The organism is Thermus tenuipuniceus (assembly GCF_002964845.1).
Lineage (GTDB): Bacteria > Deinococcota > Deinococci > Deinococcales > Thermaceae > Thermus > Thermus tenuipuniceus.
The window spans coordinates 1-14,050 of record NZ_KZ672965.1 but is presented as its reverse complement, the minus strand read 5'-3'; the positions used below and the strand labels follow the sequence as shown (position 1 = coordinate 14,050).

General features: G+C 65.4%; 13 protein-coding genes and 1 pseudogene. 8 read left to right on the top strand and 6 right to left on the bottom strand.

The features are described from left to right. Window position 1: 1 nt before the first annotated feature. From C2847_RS03455 to C2847_RS03430, 6 genes are read right to left on the bottom strand one after another with little or no spacing between them, the layout of a single operon-like run. Window positions 2-400 (bottom strand): diacylglycerol kinase family protein, encoded by a 399-nt coding sequence (locus C2847_RS03455; RefSeq protein ID WP_105317091.1) that lies wholly within the window; start codon window positions 398-400, stop codon window positions 2-4. Then, complete coding sequence (gene ybeY, locus C2847_RS03450) at window positions 355-774, bottom strand: rRNA maturation RNase YbeY (RefSeq protein WP_105317090.1); 420 nt, start codon at window positions 772-774, stop codon at window positions 355-357. The genes C2847_RS03455 and ybeY overlap by 46 nt, the downstream gene beginning before the upstream one ends. Further along, complete coding sequence (locus C2847_RS03445) at window positions 752-1,747, bottom strand: PhoH family protein (protein WP_105317089.1); 996 nt, start codon at window positions 1,745-1,747, stop codon at window positions 752-754. The genes ybeY and C2847_RS03445 overlap by 23 nt, the downstream gene beginning before the upstream one ends. Beyond that, on the bottom strand, window positions 1,711-2,115 hold the full coding sequence (locus C2847_RS03440; protein ID WP_105317088.1) for a hypothetical protein: 405 nt from the start codon (window positions 2,113-2,115) through the stop codon (window positions 1,711-1,713). Before C2847_RS03440 ends, C2847_RS03445 begins: the two co-directional genes overlap by 37 nt. Further along, window positions 2,112-3,089, bottom strand: a complete 978-nt coding sequence (gene floA, locus C2847_RS03435; RefSeq protein WP_105317087.1) for a flotillin-like protein FloA — start codon at window positions 3,087-3,089, stop codon at window positions 2,112-2,114. Before floA ends, C2847_RS03440 begins: the two co-directional genes overlap by 4 nt. Before the next feature lies 1 nt (window position 3,090). Next, window positions 3,091-4,350 (bottom strand): NfeD family protein, encoded by a 1,260-nt coding sequence (locus tag C2847_RS03430; protein ID WP_105317086.1) that lies wholly within the window; start codon window positions 4,348-4,350, stop codon window positions 3,091-3,093. Between the two features lie 60 nt (window positions 4,351-4,410). Between C2847_RS03430 and aroE the strand changes: the two genes are divergently transcribed. The 8 genes and pseudogenes from aroE (at window position 4,411) to rnr (ending at window position 13,861) form a co-directional block, all read left to right on the top strand. Next, window positions 4,411-5,205 carry a shikimate dehydrogenase gene (aroE, locus tag C2847_RS03425; protein WP_105317085.1) on the top strand — a complete coding sequence of 265 codons (795 nt, stop codon included), beginning with the start codon at window positions 4,411-4,413 and terminating at the stop codon, window positions 5,203-5,205. Then, the gene (locus C2847_RS03420; RefSeq protein ID WP_105317084.1) at window positions 5,206-5,784 is read left to right on the top strand and encodes an IMPACT family protein; all 579 of its coding nucleotides are present in this window, start codon (window positions 5,206-5,208) and stop codon (window positions 5,782-5,784) included. It begins immediately after the preceding gene. Between the two features lie 6 nt (window positions 5,785-5,790). Next, a pseudogene (polA, locus tag C2847_RS03415) lies at window positions 5,791-8,254 on the top strand (DNA polymerase I); the annotation flags it as partial. 116 nt (window positions 8,255-8,370) lie between these two features. Continuing rightward, window positions 8,371-9,672: a phosphoglucosamine mutase gene (glmM, locus tag C2847_RS03410; RefSeq protein WP_105317082.1), complete on the top strand. Its 1,302-nt coding sequence runs from the start codon at window positions 8,371-8,373 to the stop codon at window positions 9,670-9,672. A gap of 9 nt (window positions 9,673-9,681) precedes the next feature. Further along, the gene (locus tag C2847_RS03405; protein WP_105317081.1) at window positions 9,682-9,969 is read left to right on the top strand and encodes a ribosome-binding factor A; all 288 of its coding nucleotides are present in this window, start codon (window positions 9,682-9,684) and stop codon (window positions 9,967-9,969) included. Next, window positions 9,948-10,346: an acyl-CoA thioesterase gene (locus C2847_RS03400; RefSeq protein ID WP_038068889.1), complete on the top strand. Its 399-nt coding sequence runs from the start codon at window positions 9,948-9,950 to the stop codon at window positions 10,344-10,346. Before C2847_RS03405 ends, C2847_RS03400 begins: the two co-directional genes overlap by 22 nt. Window positions 10,347-10,356: 10 nt before the next feature. Then, window positions 10,357-11,601 (top strand): aspartate aminotransferase family protein, encoded by a 1,245-nt coding sequence (locus C2847_RS03395; protein WP_105317080.1) that lies wholly within the window; start codon window positions 10,357-10,359, stop codon window positions 11,599-11,601. A gap of 1 nt (window position 11,602) precedes the next feature. Beyond that, window positions 11,603-13,861: a ribonuclease R gene (gene rnr / locus C2847_RS03390; RefSeq protein WP_105317079.1), complete on the top strand. Its 2,259-nt coding sequence runs from the start codon at window positions 11,603-11,605 to the stop codon at window positions 13,859-13,861. Window positions 13,862-14,050 lie beyond the last annotated feature (189 nt).

The following is a 14,050-nucleotide window of genomic DNA, read 5'->3' as shown; positions in this document are numbered from 1 at the left end:
CTTAGCTTAGCCTAAACCGCTCGAGGAGGGGAGGCAGGAGGAGGTAGAGGCCCACCAGGAGGGCGAAGAAGCTCGCCAAAAGAACCGCTGCCGCCGCCGTGTCCTTGGCCCGCTTGACCAGGGGATGAAATACCGGGCTCACCAGGTCGGCCAGGGCCTCGAGGGCGGTGTTCATGAGTTCCAGGGAAAGCACCAGGGCGCTAACGAGCAGCACCGGCACCGGGTTGACCTCCAGCCAAAGGGCAAGCCCGAGGGCCAAAAGGGCCGAGTAGACCTCGAGGCGGAAGTTCCGCTGCACCCGCCAGGCGTAGAGAACCCCTTCCCAGGCATAGCCCAGGGAGCGCCAAACGCCCTTCAGAGGGCGAGGATCCTCTCTTGGACGCGGCGGAAGCCCTCCCAATCCTCCTCCTGTTGGTGGTCGTGGCCGAGAAGATGCCATAGCCCGTGGGCCGCCAGGACAAGCACCTCCTCCTCGAGGGGAACCCCTCTTTCCTCCGCCTGCTTCTTGGCGGTGTCCAGGCTGATCCAGATATCGCCCAGGTGGGGGGGTACAAAGGGATCCCCGGGTTCGTAGTGGGGAAAGGAAAGGACATCCGTGGCCTCATCCTCCCCCCACCACTCCCGCTTTAGGACCCTGATCCTGCGGTCCCCGGTGAGGATGACCGTGACGGCCTTGTCCCCCACGCCCAGTTCCTCCATCAGGGCGGAAAGGGCCCGGCGGAGCCTGGGGATGAGGCCCCGGGGCGGACGCTTATTGGCTACGATCTCCACCACGCTCGGCTTCCTCGTAGGCCTTGATGATGCGGGCCACCAGGGGATGGCGCACCACGTCGGATTCCCTGAAGTACACGAAGGCGATGCCCTCAATGCCCTTGAGGATGCGGATGGCCTCCACCAGCCCCGACTTTTGGTGCTTGGGCAGGTCGATCTGGGTGATGTCCCCGGTGATGACCATCTTGGAGGAGAAGCCCATGCGGGTGAGGAACATCTTCATCTGCTCCGGGGTGGTGTTTTGGGCCTCGTCCAGGATGATGAAGGCATCGTTGAGGGTCCGGCCCCGCATGAAGGCCAGGGGGGCTACCTCGATGATCCCGGACTGGAGGTACTGCTCAAAGCGTTCGGCGTCGATCATGTCAAAGAGGGCATCGTAAAGGGGGCGGAGATAAGGGTCCACCTTGGCCTGTATGTCCCCTGGCAAAAACCCCAGCTTTTCCCCCGCCTCCACCGCCGGCCGGGTGAGGATGATGCGCTTAACCCTTTTGGCCCGGAGGTGGCTCACCGCCATGGCCACCGCCAAGTAGGTCTTGCCGGTTCCCGCAGGGCCCACCCCGAAGGTAATGTCATGGTGGGCGATGGCCTCCACGTACCGCCTTTGCCCCGGGGTTTTGGGCCTAAGGCGGCCCGGTAGCGCCAGTTCGGTTTCCGGGGTGGTGGCCTGGTACAGGCCCTCCCCTTGCAAGGCCAGGGCCACGGATTGTTCCAGGGTGGGCTGGTCCAGCTCGGCCCCCTGTCTTAGGAGGGCCAGGAGGTCCCGCACCGCCCGCTCGGCCACCCCCACCGCTTCCGGGTCGCCCTCCAGCTCCACCTGGTTGCCCCGCATGATGAGCTTGAGCCGGTCGCCGAAGGCCTCCCGGAATAGCGAACGGAGCTTCTTCAGGTTTCGATCCGCCTGGCCCAAAAAGGCCAGGGTTTCCTCGGGTTTTAGGGGAATCACCAGCCTTTGGGCTTCTTCAGGATCTCGTGCCATATCACCCCTTTCAAGATGCTCTCGCCATCGGTGGTGAGCAGTCGTTTCCGCGGGCGCTTCCTTCGCTCTTCCTCCGGCGAGGATGCCTCGCGGAACCGCACTTCCAAGGGTTGCCGTTCGGGGCTAGAGGGCCGTTCTAAACTCTCTCCCTCCGGTTTCTTGGGTGCGGGAAGGGACGGGGGCGGTGGGACCTTGGGCTTGGGCCGGGCCTTGGGCTTGGGGCGGGGTAGGGGTTCCGGTAGGGGCAGGTCCTCGGGAAACCCCGGGGGGGTGGGGGGAGGCTGGCCCCGGCGGCTTAGGCCCTGCAGGGCCGGGATGACGATGAAGAAGAGGAGGAAAAGGAGACCCAGAAGGTCGTCTAGGCTCATTCCTCACCCTCGGGCTTCGCCGCCCGGCTGATGGACTCCCGCATGTCGGTGTCGGCCTCGATGTTCTTCAGGCGGTAGTAGTCCATAACCCCAAGCCTTCCCGTGCGCAAGGCCTCCGCCAGGGCCAAGGGTACCTGGGCCTGGGCCTCCACCAGCTTGGCCCGCATGGCCTCCACCAGGGCCCGGTTCTCCTGTTCCGCGGCCACCGCCATGGCCCGGCGCTCCTCCGCCTTGGCCTGGGCGATCTTCTTGTCGGCCTCCGCCTGGTCTATTTGCAGCTGGGCCCCGATGTTCTTGCCCACGTCCACGTCGGCGATGTCCACGGAGAGGATCTCAAAGGCGGTCCCGGCATCCAGGCCCTTTTCCAGCACGGTCTTGCTGATGCGATCCGGGTTTTCCAGGACCTCCTTGTGGGAGTTGGCGGAGCCGATGGTGGTCACGATGCCTTCCCCCACCCGGGCGATGATGGTTTCCTCCCCAGCCCCGCCCACCAGGCGGTCGATGTTGGCCCTTACCGTCACCCGGGCGGTGGCGAGAAGCTGGATCCCGTCCTTGGCCACCGCGGCCACCATGGGGGTCTGGATCACCTTGGGGTTTACGGACACCCGCACCGCCTCCAGCACGTCCCGCCCCGCCAGGTCAATGGCCGCCGCCCGGTCAAAGGTGAGCTTGATCCCCGCCTTGTCGGCGGCGATCAGGGCGTCCACCACCCGGTCCACATTGCCCCCTGCCAGGTAGTGGGCCTCGAGGCGGTCCAGCCTCACGTCCAGCCCCGCCTTGGTGGCCTTGATGAGGGGGTAGATGATCTTGGCCGGGGGAACCCGCCTCAGGCGCATGGCCACCAGGGTGATCAAGGGCACCCTGACCCCCGCCGCCCAGGCGGAAATCCAAAGGCCTACCGGGATGAAGCTGAAGAAAAGAAAAACGAGGATGAGAACGATAAAAGCCAGAAAAAGCACGCCGAGTCCTTCCATATCACTCCTCCAAAGCTTCCACCACCACCGTGGGCCCCCTGACCTCCACCACCCTCAAGGTGGTGCCCTTGGGCAGGAAACCCCGGTTGGCTACCACGTCTATGCGCCTATTGCCGAAGCGGGCTACGCCCCCGGGCCTTAGGTCCGTGAGGGCCACGCCGATGGCCCCCACCTCCACCTCGTCCCCGGTGGCGTGGGCGGAGATGGCGCTTTCCAGCACCAGGGCCCTTGCCGGCCGGGTCCTGGGGAGGAAGCGAAACACCAGGAGGAGGCCAAGGCCCAAAGCGATCACCGCAATGGCGATGACCATGAGGGCGTTCTCCCCGAAGGTGAAGTACACGGAGGCCAATATGGACCCCACGCCCAAGGCCCCAGCGATGCCAAACCCAGGAAAGAGGAAGGCCTCGGCCAGGAGGAGGGCCACCCCCAGGAAGAAGAGAACCAGCTCGAAGGCCCCGGAAAGCCCGGCGAGCCACCCCCCGGCAAAGTAAAGGGCTAAAAACGCCAGGCCTAAGGTCCCCATGACCCCGAAGCCCGGGGTGAAGAGCTCGAGGAGGAGAAGAAGAAGCCCAAGGGCCAGGAGAAGCCCCGCCACAGTGGAGCTGGTGAGGAACCGGGCCACCTGCACCCGGGGGCCCGGTTCCAACCTTTCCGTTTCTAGGGTGTACCCCGCCTGGCGCAGGGCCTCAGCCAGGCTTCCCGCTTTGAAGTCCGCCACCTTGAGTTCCACCGCCTTGTCGGCGGAAAGGGTGAGGGGCTCTCCTTTGGCGGAAAGGCCAGGGATCTCCACCTGGGGGTCCACCATGGCCTCCGCCAGCTCCACCGGCCTTCCCCGGGCCTCGGCCACCGCGCGGAACTTGCCCTTAAGGGCGGAGATGATCTTCTGGTCCGCCGCCTGGGGCTGCTGCAGGGGAAGAGCCACCACCGGCAGGGCCGCCCCGATCTCCGAGCCCGGCAGCATGGCGATCTGGCGGCAGGAAAGGGCGATCAAGGCCCCGGCGGAAAAGGCGTTCTGCACCACCGCCAGGGTGGGAAGAGGGGTTTGCAGGATCCGGTCGGAGATGCGGATGGCGGCGTCCACCCGGCCCCCTGGGGTGTCGATGAGGAAGACCACGCCACTCGCCCCTTCCCGTTCGGCGCGGGTCAGGGCCTGCTCCACAAAGACGGCCAAGGCGGGGTCAATCTCCCCCTGGATGGGGACGAGGTAGGTTTTCCCCAGGGCCAGGGAGAGCAGGAAGCATAGGGGAAGAAGCCTTTTCACCGTCTTTATTCTATACGGGTTCGGTCCTGGGGTGTGGCGGCAGAAGCTATCCTGGGGTAGATGCTGCGCTTCGCCCTGTTGGGACACCCCGTGGCCCACTCCCTCTCCCCGGCCATGCACCGGGAGGCTTTGGAGGAACTGGGCCTCGAGGGAAGCTACCAGGCCTTGGAAACCCCCCTCGAGGCCCTGAAGGACCGCCTGGAGGAGGTGCGCCGGGAATACCGGGGCGTGAACCTGACCATTCCTCTTAAGGAGGCGGCCTTGCCCCTTTTGGATTGGGTTTCCCCGGAGGCCCAGGCCATTGGGGCGGTGAACACGGTGCTTTCCGTGGAGGGGAGGCTTCTTGGCTTCAACACCGATGCCCCTGGGTTTTTGCAGGCCCTGAGGGCCGAGGGGATTCCCCTCATGGGCCCCGCCTTGATCCTGGGGGCCGGGGGGGCGGGGCGGGCGGTGGCCTGGGCCTTGAGGGAGGCGGGCCTCGAGGTCTGGATCTGGAACCGCACCGGGGAAAGAGCCCTGGCCCTGGCGGAGGAGTTTGGGTTGAAGGCGGTTCCCTTGGAACGGGCCAAGGAGGCTAGGCTCCTGGTGAACGCCACCAGCGTGGGGCTTAAGGACCCAGGGGCTACTCCCTTGCCGGCTGAGTTTTTCCCTAAGGAAGGGGCTGTGGTGGACCTGGTCTACCGTCCCCTCTGGACCCGGTTGTTAAGGGAGGCCAGGGAAAGGGGCCTTCAGGTGCAGACCGGGCTTCCCATGCTGGCCTGGCAGGGGGCCTTGGCCTTCCGCATCTGGACGGGGCTTCTCCCGGACCCCCGGGGCATGGAGGAAGCAGCCCGCCGGGCCTTGGAGGGGGAGTGAATGGCCTACACCTTGGCGGCCCCGGTGGTTCACGAGGAGATCATCCAGAAGAGCCACTTCATCGCCAAGGCGGCCCCGGTGGCCTCGGAGGAGGAGGCCCTGGCCTTCTTGGCGGCCCAGCGGGAGTCGGAAGCCACCCATAACTGCTACGCCTACAAGATCGGCCCCCTGTACCGCTTCTCCGACGACGGCGAGCCCACGGGCACGGCGGGTAAGCCCATCCTTCACGCCATAGAGGCCCAGGGGCTGGATAGGGTGGTGGTTTTGGTGGTGCGCTATTTCGGCGGGATCAAGCTGGGGGCCGGGGGGCTTGTCCGGGCCTACGGGGGGGTGGCGGCGGAGGCCCTGAGGCGGGCTTCCAAGGTGCCCTTGACGGAGTGGGAGGAGGTGCGGTTTGTGGTCCCTTTTCCCCAGGTGGGCCGGGTGCACAGGCTTTTAGCCTCCCGCTCCTGGGCGGCTTTGGAGGAGTACCTGGCGGAGGGGGTGCGGTTTCACCTCAGGCTTCCCGCAGGGGAATTGGAGGCTTTTTTGCAGAAGCTCAGGGACCTCACCCGGGGACAGGTGCGCTGGGAAGGCTAGGGTAGCATAAGGGCGATGCTGCCCCTCTTTGAGCCCAAGGGCCGGGTGCTTCTGGTGGACGGCCACCACCTGGCCTACCGTACCTTTTTTGCCCTGAAGGGCCTCACCACCAGCCGCGGGGAGCCGGTCCAGGCGGTGTACGGCTTTGCCAAAAGCCTTTTAAAGGCGCTAAGGGAAGACGGGGATGGGGTGATCGTGGTGTTTGACGCCAAGGCCCCCTCCTTCCGCCACCAGACCTACGAGGCCTACAAGGCGGGGCGGGCTCCCACCCCCGAGGACTTTCCCCGGCAGCTTGCCCTGATCAAGGAGATGGTGGACCTTTTGGGCCTGGAGCGCCTCGAGGTATCGGGCTTTGAGGCGGACGACGTCCTGGCTACCCTGGCCAAGAAGGCGGAAAGGGAAGGTTACGAGGTGCGCATCCTCACCGCGGACCGGGACCTCTACCAGCTTCTTTCGGACCGAATCTCCATCCTTCACCCGGAGGGTTACCTGATCACCCCGGAGTGGCTTTGGGAGAAGTATGGGCTTAAGCCTTCCCAGTGGGTGGACTACCGGGCCTTGGCCGGGGACCCTTCCGACAACATCCCCGGCGTGAAGGGCATCGGGGAGAAGACGGCGGCCAAGCTGATCCGGGAGTGGGGAAGCCTGGAGAACCTTCTTAAGCACCTGGAACAGGTGAAACCTGCCTCCGTGCGGGAGAAGATCCTTAGCCACATGGAGGACCTCAAGCTATCCCTGGAGCTTTCCCGGGTGCACACGGACTTGCCCCTTCAGGTGGACTTCGCCCAGCGCCGGGAGCCGGACCAGGAGGGACTTAAGGCCTTTTTGGAGAGGCTGGAGTTCGGAAGCCTCCTCCACGAGTTCGGCCTGTTGGAAAGCCCGGTGGCGGCGGAGGAAGCTCCCTGGCCGCCCCCCGAGGGGGCCTTCGTGGGGTACGTTCTTTCCCGCCCCGAGCCCATGTGGGCGGAACTTAACGCCTTGGCCGCCGCCTGGGAGGGAAGGGTTTACCGGGCGGAGGATCCCTTGGAGGCCTTGCGGGGGCTTGGGGAGGTGAGGGGGCTTTTGGCCAAGGACCTGGCGGTGCTGGCCCTGAGGGAAGGGATTGCCCTGGCACCGGGCGACGACCCCATGCTCCTCGCCTACCTCTTGGATCCTTCCAACACCGCCCCCGAAGGGGTAGCCCGGCGCTACGGGGGGGAGTGGACCGAGGAGGCGGGGGAAAGGGCGCTGCTTTCCGAAAGGCTTTACGCTGCCCTCCTGGACCGGCTTAAGGGAGAGGAGAGGCTTCTTTGGCTTTACGGGGAGGTGGAAAAGCCCCTTTCGCGGGTCCTGGCCCACATGGAGGCCACGGGGGTGCGGTTGGATGTGGCCTACTTGAAGGCCCTTTCCCTGGAGGTGGAGGCGGAGCTCAGGCGCCTCGAGGAGGAGGTCCACCGCCTGGCCGGGCATCCTTTTAACCTGAACTCCCGGGACCAGCTGGAAAGGGTCCTCTTTGACGAGCTGGGGCTTCCCGCCATCGGCAAGACGGAGAAGACGGGCAAGCGCTCCACCAGCGCCGCCGTTTTGGAGGCCTTGCGGGAGGCCCATCCCATTGTGGACCGCATCCTCCAGTACCGGGAGCTTTCCAAGCTCAAGGGCACCTACATCGACCCCCTGCCCGCCCTGGTCCACCCCAAGACGAACCGCCTCCACACCCGTTTCAACCAGACGGCCACCGCCACGGGGAGGCTTAGCAGCTCGGATCCCAACCTGCAGAATATCCCCGTGCGCACCCCCTTGGGCCAGCGGATCCGCCGGGCCTTCGTGGCCGAGGAGGGGTGGAGGCTGGTGGTTTTGGACTACAGCCAGATTGAGCTCAGGGTCCTGGCGCACCTTTCCGGGGACGAGAACCTGATCCGGGTCTTCCAGGAGGGCCAGGACATCCATACCCAGACGGCCAGCTGGATGTTCGGCGTGCCTCCCGAGGCCGTGGATTCCCTGATGCGCCGGGCGGCCAAGACCATCAACTTCGGCGTCCTCTACGGCATGTCCGCCCACCGGCTTTCGGGAGAGCTGGCCATCCCTTACGAGGAGGCGGTGGCCTTCATCGATCGGTATTTCCAGAGCTACCCCAAGGTGCGGGCCTGGATTGAGAAAACCTTGGCAGAAGGACGGGAACTGGGGTATGTGGAAACCCTCTTTGGCCGGCGGCGCTACGTGCCCGACTTGGCTTCCCGGGTGAAGAGCATCCGGGAGGCAGCAGAGCGCATGGCCTTCAACATGCCGGTGCAAGGGACCGCCGCGGATTTGATGAAACTGGCCATGGTGAAGCTCTTTCCCAGGCTTCAGGAGCTGGGGGCCAGGATGCTTTTGCAGGTGCACGACGAACTGGTCCTCGAGGCGCCCAAGGAGCAAGCGGAGGAAGTCGCCCAGGAGGCCAAGCGGACCATGGAGGAGGTGTGGCCCCTCAAGGTGCCCTTGGAGGTGGAGGNAAAAAGGCCATGGGCACGCTGTATCCACCCTTGCCGATGAAGCAACCTTCCTGCGTGAGCACTTAGAACCGCCCTCGGGATAACCCAGGGGGAGCCTTGGGGTATAGTCTTCCCCATGAGGCGCTACTTCGGCACCGACGGGGTGCGGGGGGAGGCGGGCAAGCACCCCCTTACCCCCGGGTTTGTCCTTAAGCTTGGCCAGGCGGCGGGGGCCTATCTTCGCAGGGCGAGCCCCAGGCCTGTGGTCCTCCTGGCCAAGGATACCCGGGAGTCCAGCGACCTTTTAGAGGCTGCCCTGGCGGCGGGGCTCATGAGCCAGGGGGTCAGGGTGGAGCACCTGGGGGTGTTACCCACCCCGGGGCTTGCCTACCTGACTCGGCACCTTAAGGCCAGCGCCGGGGCCATGATCTCCGCCAGCCACAACCCCTACCAGGACAACGGCATCAAGTTTTTTGGGCCCGAGGGGGAGAAGCTTCCCGATCCGGTGGAGGAGGAGATCGAAGCCCTCTTGGAGGAGGACCATCCCACCCGGGGCATCGGCACCGTGGGGGATTTCCGGGAAGCGGAGAGGATGTATCTGGACTTCCTCCTCTCCCACGCCCCCGACCTTTCGGGCCTTAAGGTGGGCTTGGACCTGGCCCATGGGGCCACCTACCGCCTCGGGCCCAGGCTTTTTCAGCGGGCGGGGGCCGAGGTGATGGCCTTCTTCAACACCCCGGATGGCCGGAACATCAACAAGGCCTGCGGTTCCACGCACCCCGAGGCCCTGGCCCGCTTTGTGGCGGAGCTGGATCTGGACCTGGGTATCGCCTTTGATGGGGATGGGGATAGGGTGCAGTTCATAGACCGAAAAGGACGGCTTTTCCACGGGGACCACATCCTCTACCTCACCGCCTTGGCCTATGGGGAAAAGGGGGTGGTGGGCACGGTGATGAGCAACATGGGCCTCGAGGTGGCCCTGAGGGAAAAGGGCCTTAGCCTTCACCGGGCAGCGGTGGGGGACCGGTACGTTCTGGAGGTGATGAAGGAAAAAGGGCTTTTCCTGGGCGGGGAGCCCTCGGGGCACGTGATCTTCCGGCGGCACCACACCACGGGGGACGGCCTCCTCACCGCCCTCCTCACCCTGAAGGCCCTAAAGGCCCTGGGGGGGGATCTTGCGGACTGGTACGAGGCCCTGCCCATGTACCCCCAGGTGCTTTTGAACGTGCGGGTTTCCGACAAAAACAGGGTCATGGCCCATCCCCGGCTGAAGGAGGCAGTAGAGGAGGCGGAAGGGAGGCTTGGGGGCTTTGGCCGGGTGAACGTGCGCCCCTCCGGGACCGAGCCCGTGGTGCGGGTTATGGTGGAGGCCAAGGAAGGGGCGGAGGAGGTGGCCCGGAAGCTGGCCGATCTGGTTTCCCGCCTGGACCGGGAGTAAGCTTTAGGTGTGAGCTATGGGAAGGCCCACCTGGAGGAAAGGCTCCTGCGCGCCCTGGCGGAGGCCGTCCAGGGGCTCGAGGACCCAAGGCTTTTCCTCCTCACCGTGGAGGCGGTGCGCCTTTCCCCCGATGGCCGGGTGCTCACGGTGTACGTGGAGGCCTTCAGCGACGAGGAGAAAGCCCTTCTGGCCTTAAGCCACGCGGAGAGAAGGCTCCTTTCCGAGATCGCCCGTAGGGTGCGCTTACGCCACCTGCCTCGTCTGGAGTTCGTGCCGTGGAGAGCGAGACCCGCATAAAGGTGCGCTACGCGGAAACCGACCAGATGGGGGTGGTCCACCACTCCGTCTATGCGGTGTACCTGGAGGCGGCCCGGGTGGAGTTTTTGGAGAAGGCAGGCCTGCCCTACCACCAGGTGGAGGCCCGGGGGGTGTTCTTCCCCGTGGTGGAACTGGGCCTGACCTTCCGTGCCCCGGCCCGCTTTGGGGAGGAGGTTCTGGTGCGAACCCGCCTGGCCCACCTTTCCCGGAGAGACCTCCTTTTCCGCTACCGGGTGGAGCGGGAGGGGACGCTCTTGGCGGAGGGCTTTACCCGGCATCTATGCCAGGTGGGGGAGAAGGCTGGCCGTATTCCGGAAGACATCTACCAAGCCTTGAGTGTGCTACACTTAGGGTAGCATTGTGGGCATGAGCCACGACCCCTTTACGCTTTTTGAGCGGCACATCAATCCCGGCTTGGCAGGGTTGCTTCGCTTCACCGGCCTGGACCGGATCGAGTCCCATGCCGAAGGTCCCTACGTCTGGGACACCACGGGCAAGCGCTACCTGGACTTTTTGGGCCTCTACGGCACCCTGAACCTGGGCCACCGCCACCCCAAAGTGGTGGAGGCCGTCAAGGCCCAGCTTGAGCGCATGCCCATGTCCGTGCGGGTCCTGGTTTCCGAGCCCACGGCGAGGCTTGCGGCCAAGCTGGCGGAGATAACGCCCGAAGGCCTGGAAATGGTCTTCTTCGGCAACTCCGGGGCGGAGGCGGTGGAGGCCGCCATCAAGCTGGCCCGGGCCTACACGGGGAAGCCGGGCATCGTCACTGCCCACGGGGGATTCCACGGCAAGACCCTGGGGGCCCTTTCCCTTACCCCCAAGCCCGAGTATCAGGATCCCGCCAAGCCCCTTCTTCCCGGGGTGAAGGCGGTGCCCTATGGGGACCTAAAGGCCCTGGAAGCGGCCATAGATGAGGAAACCGCCGCGGTGATCGTGGAGCCCATCCAGGGGGAAGGGGGGATCCGCGTGCCCCCGGAGGGCTACCTGAAGGGGGTGCGGGAGCTTACCCGCAAAAAGGGCGTCCTCATGATCGCCGACGAGGTGCAGACCGGCCTCGGGCGGACGGGAAAGCTGTTTGGGGTGGACTGGGAGGAGGTGGCCCCCGACCTCATGACCCTGGCCAAGGCCCTGGGGGGCGGGGTGATGCCCATCGGGGCCTGCGTGGGCCGGAGGGAGGTCTTTGAGATCTTCAAGCAAAACCCCCTCTTCCACTCCTCCACCTTTGGCGGTAACCCCCTGGCGGCGGCGGCGGCCTTGGCGGCCCTCGAGGTCACCCTGGAGGAGAACCTGCCGCAAAGGGCCCTGGAGATGGGGGGCTACCTGATGGCGGGGCTTAAGGAGCTTAAGGCCCAGTATCCTCACCTCATAGAGGACGTGCGGGGCCGGGGCCTGATGCTGGGTGTGGAGTTCACCGATGCCGACATCGGCGCCTTGGTGGTGGCAGAGTTGGCGGAAAGGGGGGTGATCACCGCCTTCGGGCTCAACAACCCCAAGGTGGTGCGCCTCGAGCCCCCCCTCATCATCGGCAAGGAGCACGTGGACGAGGCCCTTTCCGCCTTCTCGGAGAGCCTTAAGGCTACGGAGAAGGCCCTGGAAGGCCTCTTGGGTTAGAATGCGGGAAACCTTACTGGAGTTTTTCAAAAAGACCGGTAGGCCCCACCGCCTGGAGGAGATTCTCAGGCGCTTTGGGCTGGAAAAGCGGGAGGCCAAGGCCTACCTTAAGGCCCTGGTGCGGGAAGGGTTGTTGGAGAAGAAGGGAAGCCAGTACTTCCTCCCCGCCCGGGTGCAGGGACCCATCAGCCTCCACCGGGACGGGTATGGCTTCGTGCGCCTTCCCGAAAAGGACCTCTTCATCCCGCCCGGCTACACCCAGGATGCCTGGCCCGAGGATCTGGTGGAGGCCCGCATCATGCCTCCTGGCCGGGACGGGAAGCCCTGGGGGGTGGTGGAAAGGGTCCTGAAGCGGGCCCGGGAGCGGGTGGTGGGTACCCTGGATTTCCGCAAGGGGTATGCGGTCCTCTTGCCGGACGAGCTGGGTCTGCCCGAGCTCAGGCTTCTTCCCGAAGGGCTCCACGGCCTCAAGCGGGGAAGCCGGATCGTGGTGAGGGTGCACTACGACCGGCGCCCTTACGGGGAGTTTCTGGAGTACCTGGGGGAAGGGGAGGCCCCGGAGACGGAAACCGAGGCGGTGATCGCCAAGTACGGCCTAAGGGCCGAGTTTCCGGAGGAGGTGCTGAAGGAGGCGGAGGCCATTCCCCTGGAGATCCCCGAGGCGGAGATGGGGCGGCGCCAAGACTTCCGGGGCCTTCGGGTCTTCACCATCGACGGGGTGGACGCCAAGGACTTTGACGACGCCATCCACGTGGAGCGCCTTCCCAAAGGGTATCGCATCGGGGTGCACATCGCCGACGTTTCCCACTACGTCAAAGAAGGTAGCGCCCTGGACCAGGAGGCCTTCCTAAGGGGAACCAGCGTCTACCTGCCGGGGCGGGTTCTGCCCATGCTCCCCGAAAGGCTTTCCAACGGGGTGTGCTCCCTGAAGCCTCACGAGGACCGGCTGGTCCTCTCCGTCCTGGTGGAGCTGGATGAGGACCTGGAGGTGAAGCGGGTGCGCTTTGCCGAGGGGGTCATCAAGAGCGTGGCCCGGATGACCTACACGGAGGTGGAGGCCTTCGCCGAGGGGTATGGCCTGCCCGAGGAGCACGCCTTCTTGGCCGAGGATCTAGACCTCCTCCTGGACCTTACCCAAAGGCTTAGGCAGAAGCGCCTCGAGGCGGGGTCCCTGGACTTCTCCTTCCCCGAGGTGAAGGTGGAGGTGGAAGACGGCACCCTCCACCTCATCCCCCAGGAGGAGCCCAAGGCGAGAAGCCTCATCGAGGAACTCATGCTCCTGGCCAACCGGATGGTGGCCGAGCACCTGGTGAACAAGGGGCTTCCCGGGCTCTTCCGGGTGCACGAGGAGCCCTTGGAGGAAGCCTACGGGAAGCTTCGCACGGCTTTGGCCCGGCTGGGGTATACCCTGCCGGAGAAGCTTTCCTCTAAGGCCTTGCAACGGGTTCTCCTCGAGGCCAAGGGCCGGCCGGAGGAGCCCGTAGTGGCCAACCTGGTCCTGCGCTCGTTGCGTTTGGCTCGGTACGCTGCGGAGAACCTGGGGCATTTCGGGCTGGCCATGGAGCACTACCTGCACTTCACGAGCCCCATCCGCCGCTATCCGGACCTGGTGGTGCACCGGGTGCTTAAGGCCATCCTCCGGCGGAGCCTTACCCCAGCCAAGAAGGCCCGCTGGCAGGAAACCTTTCCCGCCATCGCCGAGCACGCCTCGGAGATGGAAAGGAAGGCGGAGGCAGCGGAGCGGGAACTCACCAAGTACTACATGGCCAAGTGGGCGGAGCTTCACCTAGGGGAGCGGTTCTTGGGCAAGGTGACCGGGGTGGCCAGCTTTGGCGCCTTCGTCACCCTGAAAAACGGGGTGGAGGGCTTGGTGCGCCTCGAGGCCCTGGGCCCTTACACCTACAGCGAGGAGGCCCTGGCCCTTTTGGGTCCCAAGGGCCAGAGGATCCGCCTGGGGGACGGGATGGAGGTGGTGATCGCCGCCGCCAACCCGAGGCTCCGGCAGATCGACCTCCTGCCCTACCGGGAGGAGGAAAAGAAGGAAGCTTCCAGGGAAAAAACCCTGGTGAGGAAGGGAAAGATAAAGGAGGAGGAGATGCGCAAGGTGGTAGGACCGCCTACGGATAAGAGCCGCGACAGCCGGCCCGAGCGGGCCACGGTGAACACCGTTTACTTCGGTGAGTGGGCTCCCAGGGAGGAAAAGGCCGGGATGCACCGCCCGGTGGACACCAAGGCCAAGAGGCGGCGTAGGCGCCGCTGATGCCGCCCCACCCTGGCTTCGCCAGGGACCCGGCAAAGCCCTTCTAGCCTTGGGTGGCCGTGGGGTACGATACGGGGAGAAAGGGTATGAGGCTCCGTCGCCTGGGGTTTAGCCGGGAAGGGTGGCTCAAAACTTGCACTTATCCACCCCCCGCATACCCATGCGCCAGGGGACCACTTGAAAAGGGCC